Below are 14,298 nucleotides of genomic sequence, written 5' to 3'. Positions count from 1 at the left end.
GCTAAGCAACGCCAGGATCTTTTTTACTAAAATCGATTATAGCTATATTGTCAGAGAAGAAACTGTTCATATATTTCACTTAACTTTAACTACAACTTTTCCTTTTGCGCGACCGCTTTCCACATGAGCCATTGCCTCGTTGATCTTTTCAAAAGGAAATACCTTGTCTATAACTGGACGAATGATGCCGGCATTGATCAGGGATGTTATTTCGCCGAGTTGTTTTCCTTCTGCTCGCATGAAGAGAAAAGAGAAATTTACTTTGAGTTGTTTTGCTTTTTTCCTAACTCCAAAACTCAGTAAGGTTAAAAGAAATTTTATAAACCATGATGAACCGATTTCTACGGCAAAATCAGGATCAGGAGGACCTGAAATTGAAATGAGTTTTCCACCGGGCTTTAGGATTCGTAATGATTTTTCAAGTGTCTTCGCATCTTGACTATTCAATACCAAATCGTAATCTTTGAGCGTCGTTTCAAAATCATCTTTCTTATAATCAATTATGATATCCGCTCCAAGACTTTTCACTAAATCGAAATTAGTTGCACTAGTTGTTGTGGCGACAGTTGCCCCTAAATGTTTAGCTAACTGAATTGCAAATGTGCCAACCCCTCCTGAACCTGCTTGGATAAAAACTTTTTGCCCTTTTTGGAGATTTGCTTTTTCGACTAACGCTTGCCATGCAGTCAGGCCGACTAAAGGAATAGAAGCTGCTTCTTCCATAGTCAAGTTTGTAGGCTTAAGTGCTAAATCGTTTTCATCAATCGCGATAAGTTCGGCAAAAGCGCCGATCCTGTGATCAGCAGGTCTTGCATAAACCTCATCCCCAACTTTGAATTTTTGCACACTTGACCCGACTTTGACCACTACACCGGCTACATCATGCCCCAGGATCAGAGGTAATTTATAAGGCAATATGAGTTTGAATTCACCGTTCCTGATCTTTGAATCCAATAAGTTTACGCCCGCTGAATGGACTTGAACCAATACGTCTTTGTTCTTTAGTACTGGCTCCGGCATTTCCGCTGACAGCAAGTTGTTCTTCTTACTATAATTTTTAATAACATATGCTTTCATAATTTTTTCCAGAATAGCTAATGAAAGCTATATCGCTTTACGTACCCTTTTCAAAATTGAGTTCTCAAACGCTTTATATGCATAATGTTGCATCGTAAGAATAAACGGAGCTCCTTGACCTACCGGGAAATTGAATTTCGGATCTTTTTGATCTATAATTTTCAATACAGTATTTACAACCGGTTCAGGAGTAGGAGCTGTATCGAATGCTTCTTTCGAGAACGCAGTGGTTTGTTTTCGAAGTAGATCATAATCGTCAATTTTTACTTTGGATCTAACTGCGCTATCGCCTATATTGGTTTTGAAACCCATTGGCTCAACCATACTGACTTTAATATTGAAGTCCCTTAGCTCGAAACGTAGAACTTTAAAGTAACCTTCTAACGAATGTTTTGAAGCTGAATAGTAGGCAACTGTAGGAAGACCTATTAAGCCTAGAATAGATCCGACTGTGATAATCTTTCCGTGCCTTTGTTTCCTAAAATAAGGTAATAGCTGATTCGTAAGTTTAACCGTTCCCCAGAAATTGGTTTCGAATTGTTGCCTTCCAAGATCAATAGGAGTTTCTTCGGCAAGGCCCGATACCAAATAACCTGCGTTATTTATCAGAACATCCAGACTTTCTATCTGACTAAAGAGCCGTTTCGGAAAGGACTCGATCGACTTGTCGGAAGAAATATCTAATTCTAATAATTTAAAAGGTAAGTTGTATTTTTCAGGATTGCGGCTTGTTCCGATGACAGTGTGGCCGTTCTCGTGGAGTTTATTGGCAAGAAGGAGCCCGATACCTGAAGAAGCTCCTGTTACTAAAATTGTTTGTTTCATTTTTTTATCCCCTGAGTCCTATATAATCGACTCAATTTACTTGCAATTTGCAAGTAAATATAGGAGACGAAAAAATACTTGTCTTTTGCAAGCACTTTTTAAAATAAAATTTATGTCAGTGAGTAAAAAAAGATCGAATTGTCCGATTAGCTGTTCCCTGGATATCTGGGGCGACAAGTGGTCACTTCTCATTATCAGGGATCTTATGTTCAACAAAAAAGGAACTTACGGAGACTTCCTAAAGTCTGAGGAGGGTATCGCTACAAATATTTTGGCATCCAGACTTCAATCATTGGAAGAAAACGGTTTGATCGAAAAATCGGATCATCCGGATAGCAAAGCTAAAGTTCTATACATGCTCACGCAAAAGGGTATCGATTTGCTGCCGGTATTTTTTGAGATCTATATTTGGGCCGAAAAATATTTTGATATCCCAAAAGAAATAAAAGCCGCATTGAAAGAGGCAAAGAAGGACAAGGAATCCTTTATTAGATCGAAGACGAAAGAATTGAGAAAGTAGTCATTACGGATGATAAAAAGATTTATAGTTCCAATGCTTGCCTTCTGAAAGAAGCGTGTCCTAACTTCTTACCATCTGCACTTTCAACTTCATTGTCCTCTTGGACTTGGCAGTTTTTTTCTTAGAAAGAGAAAGTTTCGAGTAAGTCATCTCTAAAGAATCGGTGACATCTTCCCAGGTGCAGGACGCAGCGATCTTTCTTGCAGCAATACCCAATCGGGAAGCCAACTTTTTATTTTCTGCTAACAGGCAGGACTGTTCTATAAATTCTTCTTCTTTGTCGAAACCGCAGAGTAAGGCTGACTTACCGTGTTTGAGATGTTGGTTGGCGGCGGCGTAGTTATAGGCTACGATAGGAAGTCCGGATGCCATCGCTTCTACGATCACATTCCCGAAAGTTTCCGTAAGACTTGGAAAAAGAAATAGATCTCCTGTGGCATAATGTTCCGCCAGTTCTTTTCCTTTTCTCATTCCTCTGAATATGAAATCAGGATTTTCCTTTTGTAGTTTTTCTTTGGAAGGTCCGTCTCCCACTAGGATCAATTTTGCGTTTGGAACTCTGGATTGGATCCTGCGGAAAGTTTTTACTAATAGGTCCAAATTTTTTTCAGGAGCCAATCTTCCTACATATAGAATTCCAAGTTCGGAGGATTTGAGTCCCCATTCCGATTTTAATTTGGAATTCCTACGAGCAGGATGGAATAGATCGGAATCTATTCCTCTCGAAACCACTTGTACATTAGTATAACCTTGAGCGGTTAATTGTTCTCTGATCTGAGCAGTCGGAACCAAAGTCATTTGGGTCCTGTTATGAAGTCCTTTTAGGTAATTATGGACCAGTTTCCCTGCAAATCCGAATTTATAATACTTCGCGTATGCGTGGAAATTTGTCCTAAAATCACTGATGATAGGAATTCCCACATGTCTGGCTGCCCTGACTGCGGACCAGCCCAGCGGTCCTTCTGTAACCACATGCACTATATCAGGTTTTTCTAATTCGATTAATCTGCGCAGTAAGTATTTTTCTGGAAATCCGAATCTTAGATCTTCGTATAAGGGGATTTTTGCTCCTCTTACTAAAACTTCTCTATAATTTCCGCTTGCTGTGGCGTAATCGTTATGGCCTTGTTTAGGACGCACCAGAATGATCTCGTGACCTCTTTGTAAAAGATCGCCTAACATTCTATGAAGTGTCTTGGCGACTCCGTTGATCTCTGGAGGAAATGTTTCGGTCACAACTAAGATCCGAAAGGGACCTGCTGTTGGATAAGAACTGATATATGTCGATGGAAGCATCGACTTTTGATCATCTTAAATTCTTGTATCTACTCCATGAAGGGAGAATTACTTTTTCGTTACAGAGTGCGGACTGAGGTCTAAGGCTATTGTTCGATCCCGGTAGCAAATGCCTTTCTCAAAAGTCTTCCACAATACACGGATTCTGCATAAGCTAAGCCGGATGTGGAATATCTGGCGATGATCCCATAAGTAGTGACAGTAGGATCTATCCAAGGATAAAATCCGAATTTTCCAGGACTGCTATATGCGGAATCATTTCCGGAAGAATCTTCCACCCAATGTCCGTAAGAATAATGTACATCTTCTAAAACAAAAGGTGAATACTTTGCTTGGGTTGGATGTAAGGAAGGTAACGTAGGGACCAGATCCGCACCTAAGTAACTTCGGATCGTCAAATTAGAATTTAATATTCTTCTTAAGAATTGAGCATAAACGGAAGCAGAAGTCCTAACTCCTCCTGCAGGTTGGGGAACTGCATAGTCTATTCCAGGATTGGATCCTCCGAACAATGTGTTTCCTATCTCTGTTGCAAGTTGAACGCGAGTGTAGTTTGTAAGCGCAGGAGTCAAACCGCTAGGATTCAATGCGGCATATGCTTGGAAATGTGCTCCATTGTAATAAAAATAATTTAAGTCTGCGGAATTGTAGTAATCATTATTATTTGTTCCATCTCTTCCGGGACCGGCCGTAAAACATGCATTTACAGTGAGCGCTAAATTACATTTGCTATCGTTCAAATTGTCGTAACCAGATCTCATTCTAAGATAAGATTGTTCTATCGTTGTTGGAGTTCCAACCTTCTCCAAAACGTAAGCTCCCCAGATCCATTTAGATGCGGAAGCAATCAGAAGAACCGTAGATCCATTGATAGAGCCGTTAACAGAAGAATATCCATAAGCTCCATTCTGGTCCCCGATCTCCCAATAGAAAGCGCCTAGTTTGGTGCATGTGGAGTTCTTGGTCGCAGTAGCTTCTACCGCGTCTAACTGGGTTTGTTTAGTGGAATCTACGATGGTAAATTCTGCAGGAACTTGTATATTCGATAATGTTAATGCAGATATTAAAGAAGAAAGCGGATCTTCGCTAGGAGGAGGTGGGCAGGCGAATAGAAGGGAAATTGGGAGAAGAAATAAATACTTTCGCATAAAACTCTCTATCAAATTCGACGGCAGCAATCTAGAATAACTGCCGAGTTTGGCTAATTTTTCGTTAAGGTCGATCTATTTTGACTTTTTTTGTTTGGTTACTGCCGGAGGATTACGTAGTTCCTTCAATTTATCAGTAAGCCATTTTTCGGATTCTACTTCCTTTCCGTCAGGGAATTTTATCTTATAAGGAGTTCCCGTGATAGAGGATTTGCTTGCTAATCCTTTGATAAAATCTTCAGTGCTGCTTATTTTACTTTTGGCTGCATCGTATTTTTTTAGTAAATGTGCCTTTGCATCGTCCAGTTTATGTTCCGAACCATTTCGTATAAAGATGCACCCCTTACATGAATCCAAGGAAGAAACCAAAGCCTTGATCTCGTCTTCAGGTTCGGATCCAAAAACAAAAGCGGAACTCAAAATTAAAAAAGTGAATAGGATAAAGAATGAGATTTTTTTCATAGATGGTCCAGAGAATTAAATTTGGTCTTCCTACTTATGGCAACCAAGTATTCGAAATTCTATAATTTTCTTAGGTTCCTTTTTTTCGTGACTGTAAAACATCCACATTGCGTATTATTCATAAAAGGAAGACCTGGGTGAGAAAGTTCGTTTTATTTTGGATATTCTTGTTTGGATTTACATCCCTTCATTCTCAAGAACAGATGATTTCTTCTCCGGAATCAAAAGATAGATCCCGTTGGGACCTAGTTTGGAGAAGTGCTGTCCTCCCAGGATGGGGACTACTCCATGCAAAGGAGTATAGAAAAGGGAGATTCACTATGGTGATCACTTCTATTTTGCTTATTTCCGAATTGAAGGGGCACCAGGAAGAAGTGGAAAGAAAGGAAGAATTTGAAAATTCCAGGAATCTATTTATAGTGTATTCTAATTTTTATTCTCAACCGGACCCAGGACTGGTCTCACTCTTAGCGAATTATCAACATAGCAAGCAAGATGATTTGGATGGAGTTCGTAGTAGGAATGATCTAAGGTTAGCTCTTTTAGGGGCAAAATACGTTCTTCAATTGGCTTACACATATTGGAGAGGGATCAAATGGGAAGAAGAAAATTCTGCCGGATTCGATCTTAATATTCGAACCTATTCACAGTCGGATGCGAGAGATCAAGTGAAGGATACATTCGGGTTGGATTTGAAATATGGGTTCTATTTTTAGGGCTTTGGGAACTTCTATTTAATATCTGGAGAAAATCTTTGCCATTGTTTTCCTTCTTTCCAGACCTGAAATTCTCCAGGTAAAAAATGGGTCCAAATTTCGTTTTGGGTCAGGGGGCTCGTGGCTATAACTGTGACTATGTCTTTTGGATTTGTATGTTCTCTAAAATCTATGCTTAGGTCCGCATCTATCAGTTTGGCCTCTCCGAATGGAGCATGCCTAGTGATATAAACGAGTTTTGTGGAACAGTATGCATATAAATATTTTGAATCCGAAATTAGAATATTCGAGACTCCTTTTTTTCCGAGCTTGGACAATAGTTTGCGGATCTCTTGGGAAAGTAGTGTCTCGTTCTTAGGTCTTGTCTTAAACTTCTTTTTTAATTCAGAAAGTACCCAACAAAAAGCATACTCGCTATCCGTGGTCCCAACCGGTGTAAAATCCTTTATCGGTTCCTTCTTCACTCCTTTCAATTGTCCGTTATGAGCGAATGTCCAATAGTAACCCCATAGTTCTCGGACGAAAGGATGTGTATTCTTTAGATCCACCTTACCGCGATTTGCTTTTCGGATATGAGAAATGACTAAATTACTTTTGATAGGAAAGCCGCGGACGAGTTCAGCTAGCTGAGAGTCCGCACTTGCCTGAGGATCTTGGAAAACTCTGCAGCCCTTGCCTTCATAAAATGCGATCCCCCATCCATCTTTATGGGGTCCGGTTTTCCCACCTCTTTGGACAAGGCCAGTGAAACTAAAGCATATATCTGTTGGAACATTGGCGCTCATCCCCAAAAGTTCACACATTTTGGACCCCCTCCGTTATATTAGAATTAATGTCGCTAAGACGAATTCCGTTTGTCCAGGACTTTTTTCCTAAAAAGAAATGGGGAACTCTTGCAGAATTCAAGCTAGAACCTCAATTTGATCGGGTGATTCTTCATATCGACACAGAAACCGGCTGGAGAGGAGGGGAAAGGCAACTTTTTCTTCTCGCGGAAGGTTTAAAAAAACACAAAATTCCCCAGCTCATTTTATGTAAATCTGGCTCTGCATTAGAGACTCGTGCAAATGAGGTTGGACTTCCAACAGTTACTCTTCCTTTAAAAGGTGAATGGGACTTCGGTTCCGTAAAGGCTCTTGAAGAATTGATCGTTTCCAAAGGGATCAAATTGATCCATGCGCATACTGCAAAAGCACATTCTATCGCTTGGATGGCGAAAGCAAAACATCCTCAAGTGAAACTTGTAGTTTCTAGAAGAGTGGATTTCAGACTTCGAAAGAATTGGTTCAGCAAACGTAAGTATATTTCAGACCGAGTCGATCTTTTCTTAAGTGTTTCGAATCGGATCCGCGAAATTCTGATCATGGATGGAATAGATCCAGCGAAAGTAGTTACCGTATACAGCGGGATCGATCTAGGCGTTTTCAAAAAAGCAAGTGACACTTCTTACTTAAGAAAAGAATTCAATCTTTCTAAAGATGAACTGATCATAGGAAATATTGCTGCGTTAGTTGATCATAAGGACCAAAAAACACTGCTCCATGCTTTGTCTAAGATTGAAACGGAAAAAAAGTATAAAGTCCTTATCGTGGGCGAAGGGGAACTTAGAAAGGAACTGGAAAGTATCGCTTCCGAAAAAAAACTTTTGGATAAAGTGATCTTCACAGGATTCCGAACCGATATTTCCGAACTTCTTTCCGTATTCGATATTTTTACTTTAACTTCGAAAGAAGAAGGTCTCGGAACTTCTATTTTAGACGCGATGGCATCCGGCTTACCGATTGTGGCCACAAACGGTGGTGGTATCGTGGAAATGCTTACGGAAGGTAAGGGTGCATTCATTTCCGAGGTGGGAGATGCAAATTCTCTAGCTTCTTCTTATAAAACTCTATTAGAAGATCCTAAAATTCGGAAATCTATGGGAGCTTTTAATAAGGAATCCGTAAAAAGATTCTCCGTTAAAAATACAATTAAGAAGACTGAACTGGCGTATTATAGTTTGTTGGGTGAAGAGATTTATTCCGGCTCAAAAGGAAAATCTGGAGAAGCAGCATGAAAAAATTACTTATAGTAGACGGTCACGCCTTCGCGTTCAGAGCATATTATGCATTTGCAGCTTCTAACTTGAAAAATTCCAAAACTGGACAGCCGAGTGGTGCGGTCTTCGGGTTTTTCAGAATGTTATTCAAACTTTTTGAGGACTATGCTCCTACTCATGTAGCGATGACCTTCGACCCGGGCGGGCCATTGGAAAGAGGAGCCACATTCGCAGAATATAAAGCGAATCGTAAACCAATGCCGGAAGATCTGCGTCCTCAGCTGCACGAGATCATGGAAACGCTGAAGGTTCTAGGTTTTAGGATACTCAAGATAGAAAAACATGAAGCGGATGATATTATCGGGACTCTTGCCGAAAATTATAAATCTTCCGCAAAAGAAATACTGATCTTCTCCGGTGATAAGGACTTATACCAATTATTAGAAAAAAAGAATATTAAAATGCTCCGTGGAAAAAAGGGAGTCACCGAATTTGTGGAAATCGATGCCTCCTGGGTAAAAGAAGAGCTAGGTGTGGATGTAAAACAGATCCCTGATTATATGGGGATCGTAGGAGATACTTCGGATAATATTCCGGGTGTTAAGGGGATAGGGGAGAAGGGAGCTTCTAAACTTATCCAAGAATATAAAAACTTGGAAGGAATTTATAAAAATATAGAGAAGATCAAAAATCCAGGCTTAAAAAACAAACTGATAGAACATAAAGATAACGCGTTTATGTCCAGACAACTAGCCACGATCAAAAGGGATTTGGATCTTGGTATCAAGGATGACGATCTCAAACTTCCGGACTATGCTTCCGACGAAGGGATAAAATATCTCAAGAACCAAGGATACAATGTTCTATCTCGAGACCTTGCTAAGTCTGTAGGAAAAGAACCTCCTAAAGACGAGCCAGAAGAAGGACCTGCAGGATCTACAAAAGGTCCTTCTGCTAAGAAGGGAATTTATAAGAGAGTAGAAAGCGTGGAAGAATTGACTAAACTCGCAAGAGCTTGGAAAAAATCTCCGATCCTTTCTGTGGATACAGAAACTACTTCTCAGTACGCTTTTGATGCAGAACTCCTAGGGATATCTTTGTGTAACCAAGAAGGAACCGGTTTTTATATTCCTGTCTCTCATACCCAAGAGGGCTTATTTAGTAATAAAGACCAGCTTCTTCCTTTGGATCAGGTCAGAGAAATATTAGGACCTATATTAGCGGATCCGAATATTCCTAAAGTTGGTCAGAATATTAAGTATGATCTGATCGTTCTGCAGAACCACGGATTCGAAGTGGCAAATATCGTATTCGATACGATGATCGTGGCCTATATCCTCGCTCCGGAAAGCCGCAGGTTCAATATGGACGATCTTGCAGAAGATCTTCTGAATTATAAAACGATCACTTATGCCGAACTTGTAGGGACCGGTAAGAATAAAAAGAATCTTTGGGAAGTGGATCTGGATCAGGTCAGCGAATACGCTGCGGAAGACGCCGATATCACTTTAAGATTATATAATGTTCTTCGTAAATCTTTGAAGCAGTCCGGTTTGGAAAGTGTATTCAAGGATATAGATCTGCCGTTAATTCCCGTATTAACCCAAATGGAAAAGGCAGGGATTGCCGTAGATGCAAAATATTTTGCAGAACTCTCCAAAGATTTCCAAAGAGAAGTAAAAGATCTGGAAAGAGGGATCTATAAAGCCGCAGGAAAAGAATTCAATATCGCTTCTACCAAAGAACTGCAAAAAATCCTATTTGATGAGTTGCAGCTTCGAGTGGTCAAAAAGACCCAGACAGGTTATTCCACGGACCACGAGGTCTTGGAAGAATTATTGGGAGAACATCCAATCATCGAAAAACTTTTGGATTATAGAAAATATACGAAGTTGATCTCTACCTATGTGGATACACTTCCTAGTATGGCTTCTCCTAAAGATGGAAGAATTCACACCAGTTATAATATGACGATAGCCGCTACAGGAAGGCTTTCTTCCACGGATCCGAACTTGCAGAACATTCCGATCCGAGAAAAAGAAGGAAGATTGATCCGAAAAGGTTTCATCTCTGGTCACAAGGATTTTGAGATCTTAAGTTTGGACTATTCTCAGATAGAACTTCGGATCATGGCTCATATTTCCAAAGATCCTGCCATGGTGGATGCCTATAAAAAAGGGATCGATATTCATAAAAGGACCGCCTCCGCTATCTATGGGGTTTCCGAAGATCTGGTCAGTCCGGAGATGAGGGACAAGGCAAAAGTAGTTAACTTTTCCGTAATATATGGAGTTACCCCTTACGGTCTCAGCCGTAACCTTAGGATCTCACGAGATGAGGCAAAAAGTTTTATAGAAAGATATCTGACCCAGTATCCTGGTGTCCAAAAGTATATGGACGATACGATCGCCTTCTGTGAAGAGAAAGGTTATGTAGAGACCATGAAAGGAAGAAGGAGACCTGTTCCGGATATTACGTCCACTCATCGCCAGGCAAAAGAAGGTGCCAAAAGGGTAGCGATCAACACTCCTATCCAAGGAACCTGTGCCGACATGATCAAGATCGCAATGATCCAGATCCAAGAAGAGATCGAAAAAAGAAAATGGAAATCGAAACTTCTGCTCCAAGTACATGACGAATTGGTATTCGAAGTGTATAAATCCGAGAAAGACGAATTCCTGAAAGTTTGTAAACGATTGATGGAGAACGCTCTTCCTTTGGATGTTCCTATCAAGGTAGAAGGAAAATTCGGACAAAACTGGGACGAGGCTCATTAATTTTTAGTTGAGTCTTCCGGCAAACTGCCCTTAAAATTCGGCCGCTTGCGGACAGGTCTTATGGAAAGCTCTTATTCCAGAAAAAAGTTCCTAAAACTTTTGGCATTATCTGCCGCAGGCGTAAGTCTTTCGGAGAATATAATATCTCCGTTATTCTCCCAAACGTCCGGAGCTTCTAAAATGTTAAAACGTAAGATCCCAAAAACTGGAGAAGAAATTCCCGCAATCGGTTTAGGTACTTGGCAGACTTTAGATGTGGATCCGGATCCTTCTTCTTTGGCCCCATTAAAAGAAGTGCTGTCGGAGTTCCTACAAACTGGTGGAGGTGTGGTGGATTCTTCTCCAATGTATGGTCGTTCCGAGGAAATTTTCGGGATCTTATCCAAGGATTTCTCGGATGCAGAAAGGAGAAAATTTTTCTTAGCCACAAAGGTTTGGATCAAGGGAGAAGCCGCCGGTAAATCCCAGATCGAATCTTCTTTCAAAAAAATGAAAGCGGAGAAAATCGATCTATTCCAAATCCATAATTTACTAGATACCCAAACCCATCTTAAAACATTAAGAGGCATGAAAGAAAAAGGGAAGATCCGTTATATAGGTCTGACCCATTTTACTACTTCTGCATTCGCTGAAATGGAGCGTATCTCCGAAAAAGAAAAACCGGACTTCTTGCAAATACCTTATTCTATCCAGACTAGAGAAGCGGAGGATCGTATCTTGCCATTCGCTCAAGAACATGGGATCGCAGTTCTGATCAATCGTCCCTTCGAAGAAGGCGGACTTTTTAGAAATACAAAGGGTAAAACTTTGCCTGAGTATTTTAAGGAATGGGATTGCCATTCTTTCGCGCAAGTCTTCTTAAAATATATTCTTTCTCATCCTGCTGTGACCTGCGCGATCCCTGCCACTTCTAAGGTTTCCCATCTTAAAGATAATATGGGCGCCGGCATCGGAAGATTTCCGGAAGGTAAAGAAAGAAAAGTTTTTCTATCCAACCTTTTAGACGCAATGGACTGAAATTTCCTCTACGTTATCGATTTTACACTTCCCATTCGGAAAGCAGGGAGTACAATATTGCTCCTTCTGGAGGAGTCTATGTCAGAACCGCTTTGGAGAACCCACCCTTTGGCCTGGAAGGCACTGGGAGCTTTCTTTGAATGGAAAAAAAGGAAACTATTCTATCGGATAGGTGGAGAAGGAGAAGCTCTTCTTCTTTTACATGGATTTCCCACTTCTTCCTGGGACTGGAAGGAGGTATGGGAACCTCTTTCACATCAGTATAAGATTCTGACCTTAGATTATCTAGGCTTCGGTTTTTCTGAAAAACCTAAAGATGGACACTATTCTATTTTTGAATATGCGGACCAGGCTGAGTTTTTCCTACAAGAACAAGGCATCAAAAAAGTGCATCTTCTCGCTCACGACCTAGGAGATACTGTGGCGCAAGAATTGGTTGCAAGATTCAGAGAGAAACTATCCGGACAGAGGATTGGCGGACCAGATCTAGAGTCGGTGTTCTTTCTAAATGGTGGGATCTTTCCGGAGACACATAGACCTAGAGCTGTGCAGAAATTATTAAACGGTCCTTTGGGATTTTTATTTTCCCGTTTAGTGAACAAGACTTCCTTTCAAAAAAGTTTTTCAGAAGTATTCGGACCCAATACCAAACCTCACCAAGAGGAGTTGGATGGATTTTGGGAATGTGTGAGCGACGGAGGAGGAAAGGCGATTTATCACAAATTGATAAGATACATGAGAGAAAGAAAAATTTTCAGAGAGAGGTGGGTAGGCGCCCTTTTGGATTGTCCGATCCCATATGCATTGGCCGACGGATTAGAAGATCCAGTCAGCGGTAAACATGTGGTGGATCGATTGAAAGAACTTAGACCGGAAGCGCAAGTATACGAACTCTCCGGCATAGGACATTATCCTCAGACAGAAGCTGCCGATCAGGTTTTGAAAGCGTACTCACACTTCAGATCGAAACTTTGATATTTCTCAGATAGTTTGGTGACCGGATTTATTTCCTTGAAAAAAGGGAGAAACCTGCGAAACTGTAAAGAAAGCGAAAGATTCGATGGGTAAGGTTGCATACAATAATCCGCGTTTTTTCGATTTTGTATACGACGACTTTTTATGTGCGGCGGTGGACTCTCACATCGCTCAATCCGGAGTTCTATTTCATTCTCTAACAAAAGAAAGTGTTTGGGAACTTTTCGAGATCACAGGAGTTCTTGCAGAGCTTAAAAAGAGAGGATACGATTCTTTCCAACTGGATCTTTCCGGAAGCGATGATACCTACCAAAAACTCATTCTCACTTTCCAGAATGAAATTTTAGTACATCTACGTTTGAGCATCCAAGAATATAGGATACGGCTCAACGATTACTTCTTTAAAGAAAAATATCTGGTGGTGAATTGGCTTCAGACACGTCATCCGAAACAGGAAGGAAGAGATTCCACTCGTTTGTATCCTGGACAAGATGTTCCCGGTCTTGGGATTTTTCCCGAGATGTCGGACCTGATCGGATTTCTGATCATCTCTCTCCGATTGAACGGAGCAGTAATCCGTCCCGAATATTTTCACGACGCAGTACTCTTTTCCCGTAAATTCCATTTTTTAGAAGCTGACTCCAAGGCTCTTTACCAGGCTTTGAGAACGACATTTCCGAAACATTCTATCCGAGCCATCTCTACATTATTACAACATGGAAAGATCGTAGATGCAAAACGGGGAGTGATCGAATGGAAGCCGATAGAAATGATTTTCTTTTTGGAGAAATCTTTGAACTTCTTCGTATTCAATCGTAAGTTCGAAAAGAAGGTCTCCAAGGTACTTTCCACCTATAAGCTCTCTTTGGTAGAAGGTGCTGAGGCAGAGCTAGGACTAAATACTTAGCACTATTTTGAACGTGTGTTACGCGATTATTTTTTCGTAGGAAAACCGTTTTCTTCTCCCGTCTTATCCATTTATAGTATAGGTTTGGCCATTATTCTAATGTCCGGAGGGTCCTCAAATGGAGAAAAGAAAACAGGTAAGGGTCGTCCCTTTTCCTAAACAACCAGTTCAACTCCAATTGATGGGAAACGGTTTTTTAGATATTCTTATAGCCCAGGACGTTAGCGAGGGAGGGATTGCGGTTCGTGTTCCTCATAAATTCGATGGATGCGATATACATTCCAGTGTGGAAATTGTGGTTTCTCTGCCCGGATACAAACCATTTAAAGCGTTAGGAAAGATTAAACACTTAAGCGCTTCCAAGGAAGCACAGGGCCTTTTCGGTCTCCAATTCACCCAAATCGACCTAAAAGGGAAGGAATTCCTGATTGATTATGTCAAAAAACTAGCCTCACTCCGCAGAATGGCAGGTTAATAGGCCAAGTCAGTCATCGGAATTTCTTTCCAGCGTAATCCGACTGTAACCATTTAGGATGATAG

At 40.7% G+C, this 14,298-nt stretch carries 14 protein-coding genes; 8 read left to right on the top strand and 6 right to left on the bottom strand.

Going from position 1 to position 14,298, the window contains the following annotated elements; all coding sequences use genetic code 11:
• Positions 1-75 precede the first annotated feature (75 nt).
• Together LPTSP_RS11855 and LPTSP_RS11850 are read right to left on the bottom strand one after the other, a co-directional pair.
• The gene (locus tag LPTSP_RS11855) at positions 76-1,077 is read right to left on the bottom strand and encodes an NADP-dependent oxidoreductase (RefSeq protein WP_108928949.1); all 1,002 of its coding nucleotides are present in this window, start codon (positions 1,075-1,077) and stop codon (positions 76-78) included.
• Positions 1,078-1,104: 27 nt separating this feature from the next.
• A complete protein-coding gene (locus LPTSP_RS11850; RefSeq protein ID WP_108928948.1) occupies positions 1,105-1,902 on the bottom strand; it encodes an SDR family oxidoreductase in 798 nt (265 codons plus the stop codon).
• Positions 1,903-2,014: 112 nt separating this feature from the next.
• Between LPTSP_RS11850 and LPTSP_RS11845 the strand changes: the two genes are divergently transcribed.
• Positions 2,015-2,422 (top strand): winged helix-turn-helix transcriptional regulator, encoded by a 408-nt coding sequence (locus LPTSP_RS11845; protein ID WP_108929890.1) that lies wholly within the window; start codon positions 2,015-2,017, stop codon positions 2,420-2,422.
• Between the two features lie 60 nt (positions 2,423-2,482).
• Here the strand turns inward: LPTSP_RS11845 and LPTSP_RS11840 are convergent, their stop codons facing one another.
• The 3 genes from LPTSP_RS11840 to LPTSP_RS11830 form a co-directional block, all read right to left on the bottom strand.
• Positions 2,483-3,718, bottom strand: coding sequence for a glycosyltransferase family 4 protein (locus LPTSP_RS11840; protein ID WP_108928947.1), 1,236 nt, complete (start codon positions 3,716-3,718; stop codon positions 2,483-2,485).
• Positions 3,719-3,804: 86 nt separating this feature from the next.
• Complete coding sequence (locus tag LPTSP_RS11835) at positions 3,805-4,866, bottom strand: hypothetical protein (protein ID WP_108928946.1); 1,062 nt, start codon at positions 4,864-4,866, stop codon at positions 3,805-3,807.
• Between the two features lie 75 nt (positions 4,867-4,941).
• On the bottom strand, positions 4,942-5,328 hold the full coding sequence (locus LPTSP_RS11830) for a YfeK family protein (protein WP_108928945.1): 387 nt from the start codon (positions 5,326-5,328) through the stop codon (positions 4,942-4,944).
• Between the two features lie 137 nt (positions 5,329-5,465).
• Between LPTSP_RS11830 and LPTSP_RS11825 the strand changes: the two genes are divergently transcribed.
• On the top strand, positions 5,466-6,044 hold the full coding sequence (locus LPTSP_RS11825; RefSeq protein WP_108928944.1) for a hypothetical protein: 579 nt from the start codon (positions 5,466-5,468) through the stop codon (positions 6,042-6,044).
• A gap of 14 nt (positions 6,045-6,058) precedes the next feature.
• On the opposite strand, the gene LPTSP_RS11820 is transcribed toward LPTSP_RS11825, so the two are convergent.
• Positions 6,059-6,847 (bottom strand): class II glutamine amidotransferase, encoded by a 789-nt coding sequence (locus tag LPTSP_RS11820; RefSeq protein WP_108928943.1) that lies wholly within the window; start codon positions 6,845-6,847, stop codon positions 6,059-6,061.
• A 125-nt stretch (positions 6,848-6,972) separates the two neighbouring features.
• On the opposite strand from LPTSP_RS11820, the gene LPTSP_RS11815 reads away from it, so the two are divergent.
• From LPTSP_RS11815 to LPTSP_RS11790, 6 genes are all read left to right on the top strand, one after another.
• Positions 6,973-8,100, top strand: a complete 1,128-nt coding sequence (locus tag LPTSP_RS11815) for a glycosyltransferase (protein WP_167396458.1) — start codon at positions 6,973-6,975, stop codon at positions 8,098-8,100.
• A complete protein-coding gene (gene polA, locus LPTSP_RS11810; RefSeq protein ID WP_108928941.1) occupies positions 8,097-10,859 on the top strand; it encodes a DNA polymerase I in 2,763 nt (920 codons plus the stop codon). Before LPTSP_RS11815 ends, polA begins: the two co-directional genes overlap by 4 nt.
• Positions 10,860-10,919: 60 nt before the next feature.
• A complete protein-coding gene (locus LPTSP_RS11805; RefSeq protein ID WP_108928940.1) occupies positions 10,920-11,876 on the top strand; it encodes an aldo/keto reductase in 957 nt (318 codons plus the stop codon).
• Positions 11,877-11,954: 78 nt separating this feature from the next.
• Positions 11,955-12,851, top strand: coding sequence for an alpha/beta fold hydrolase (locus LPTSP_RS11800; RefSeq protein WP_108928939.1), 897 nt, complete (start codon positions 11,955-11,957; stop codon positions 12,849-12,851).
• A gap of 85 nt (positions 12,852-12,936) precedes the next feature.
• Positions 12,937-13,758 (top strand): histone deacetylase, encoded by an 822-nt coding sequence (locus tag LPTSP_RS11795; RefSeq protein ID WP_108928938.1) that lies wholly within the window; start codon positions 12,937-12,939, stop codon positions 13,756-13,758.
• Positions 13,759-13,876: 118 nt separating this feature from the next.
• A complete protein-coding gene (locus LPTSP_RS11790) occupies positions 13,877-14,233 on the top strand; it encodes a PilZ domain-containing protein (RefSeq protein ID WP_108928937.1) in 357 nt (118 codons plus the stop codon).
• Positions 14,234-14,298: the final 65 nt, after the last annotated feature.

Origin of the sequence: Leptospira johnsonii, from assembly GCF_003112675.1 — a bacterium.
GTDB classification, from domain to species: domain Bacteria; phylum Spirochaetota; class Leptospiria; order Leptospirales; family Leptospiraceae; genus Leptospira_B; species Leptospira_B johnsonii.
Note: the sequence above shows the minus strand (reverse complement) of the source record. Positions and strands in the feature narration are given on the sequence as shown.

Bases quoted from the DNA above. Each gene is read 5' to 3' on its own strand.
- LPTSP_RS11855 (WP_108928949.1), bottom strand. From the start codon at position 1,077: ATGAAAGCATATGTTATTAAAAATTATAGTAAGAAGAACAACTTGCTG.
- LPTSP_RS11850 (WP_108928948.1), bottom strand. From the start codon at position 1,902: ATGAAACAAACAATTTTAGTAACAGGAGCTTCTTCAGGTATCGGGCTC.
- LPTSP_RS11845 (WP_108929890.1), top strand. From the start codon at position 2,015: ATGTCAGTGAGTAAAAAAAGATCGAATTGTCCGATTAGCTGTTCCCTG.
- LPTSP_RS11840 (WP_108928947.1), bottom strand. From the start codon at position 3,718: ATGCTTCCATCGACATATATCAGTTCTTATCCAACAGCAGGTCCCTTT.
- LPTSP_RS11835 (WP_108928946.1), bottom strand. From the start codon at position 4,866: ATGCGAAAGTATTTATTTCTTCTCCCAATTTCCCTTCTATTCGCCTGC.
- LPTSP_RS11830 (WP_108928945.1), bottom strand. From the start codon at position 5,328: ATGAAAAAAATCTCATTCTTTATCCTATTCACTTTTTTAATTTTGAGT.
- LPTSP_RS11820 (WP_108928943.1), bottom strand. From the start codon at position 6,847: ATGTGTGAACTTTTGGGGATGAGCGCCAATGTTCCAACAGATATATGC.
- polA (WP_108928941.1), top strand. From the start codon at position 8,097: ATGAAAAAATTACTTATAGTAGACGGTCACGCCTTCGCGTTCAGAGCA.
- LPTSP_RS11805 (WP_108928940.1), top strand. From the start codon at position 10,920: ATGGAAAGCTCTTATTCCAGAAAAAAGTTCCTAAAACTTTTGGCATTA.
- LPTSP_RS11800 (WP_108928939.1), top strand. From the start codon at position 11,955: ATGTCAGAACCGCTTTGGAGAACCCACCCTTTGGCCTGGAAGGCACTG.
- LPTSP_RS11795 (WP_108928938.1), top strand. From the start codon at position 12,937: ATGGGTAAGGTTGCATACAATAATCCGCGTTTTTTCGATTTTGTATAC.
- LPTSP_RS11790 (WP_108928937.1), top strand. From the start codon at position 13,877: ATGGAGAAAAGAAAACAGGTAAGGGTCGTCCCTTTTCCTAAACAACCA.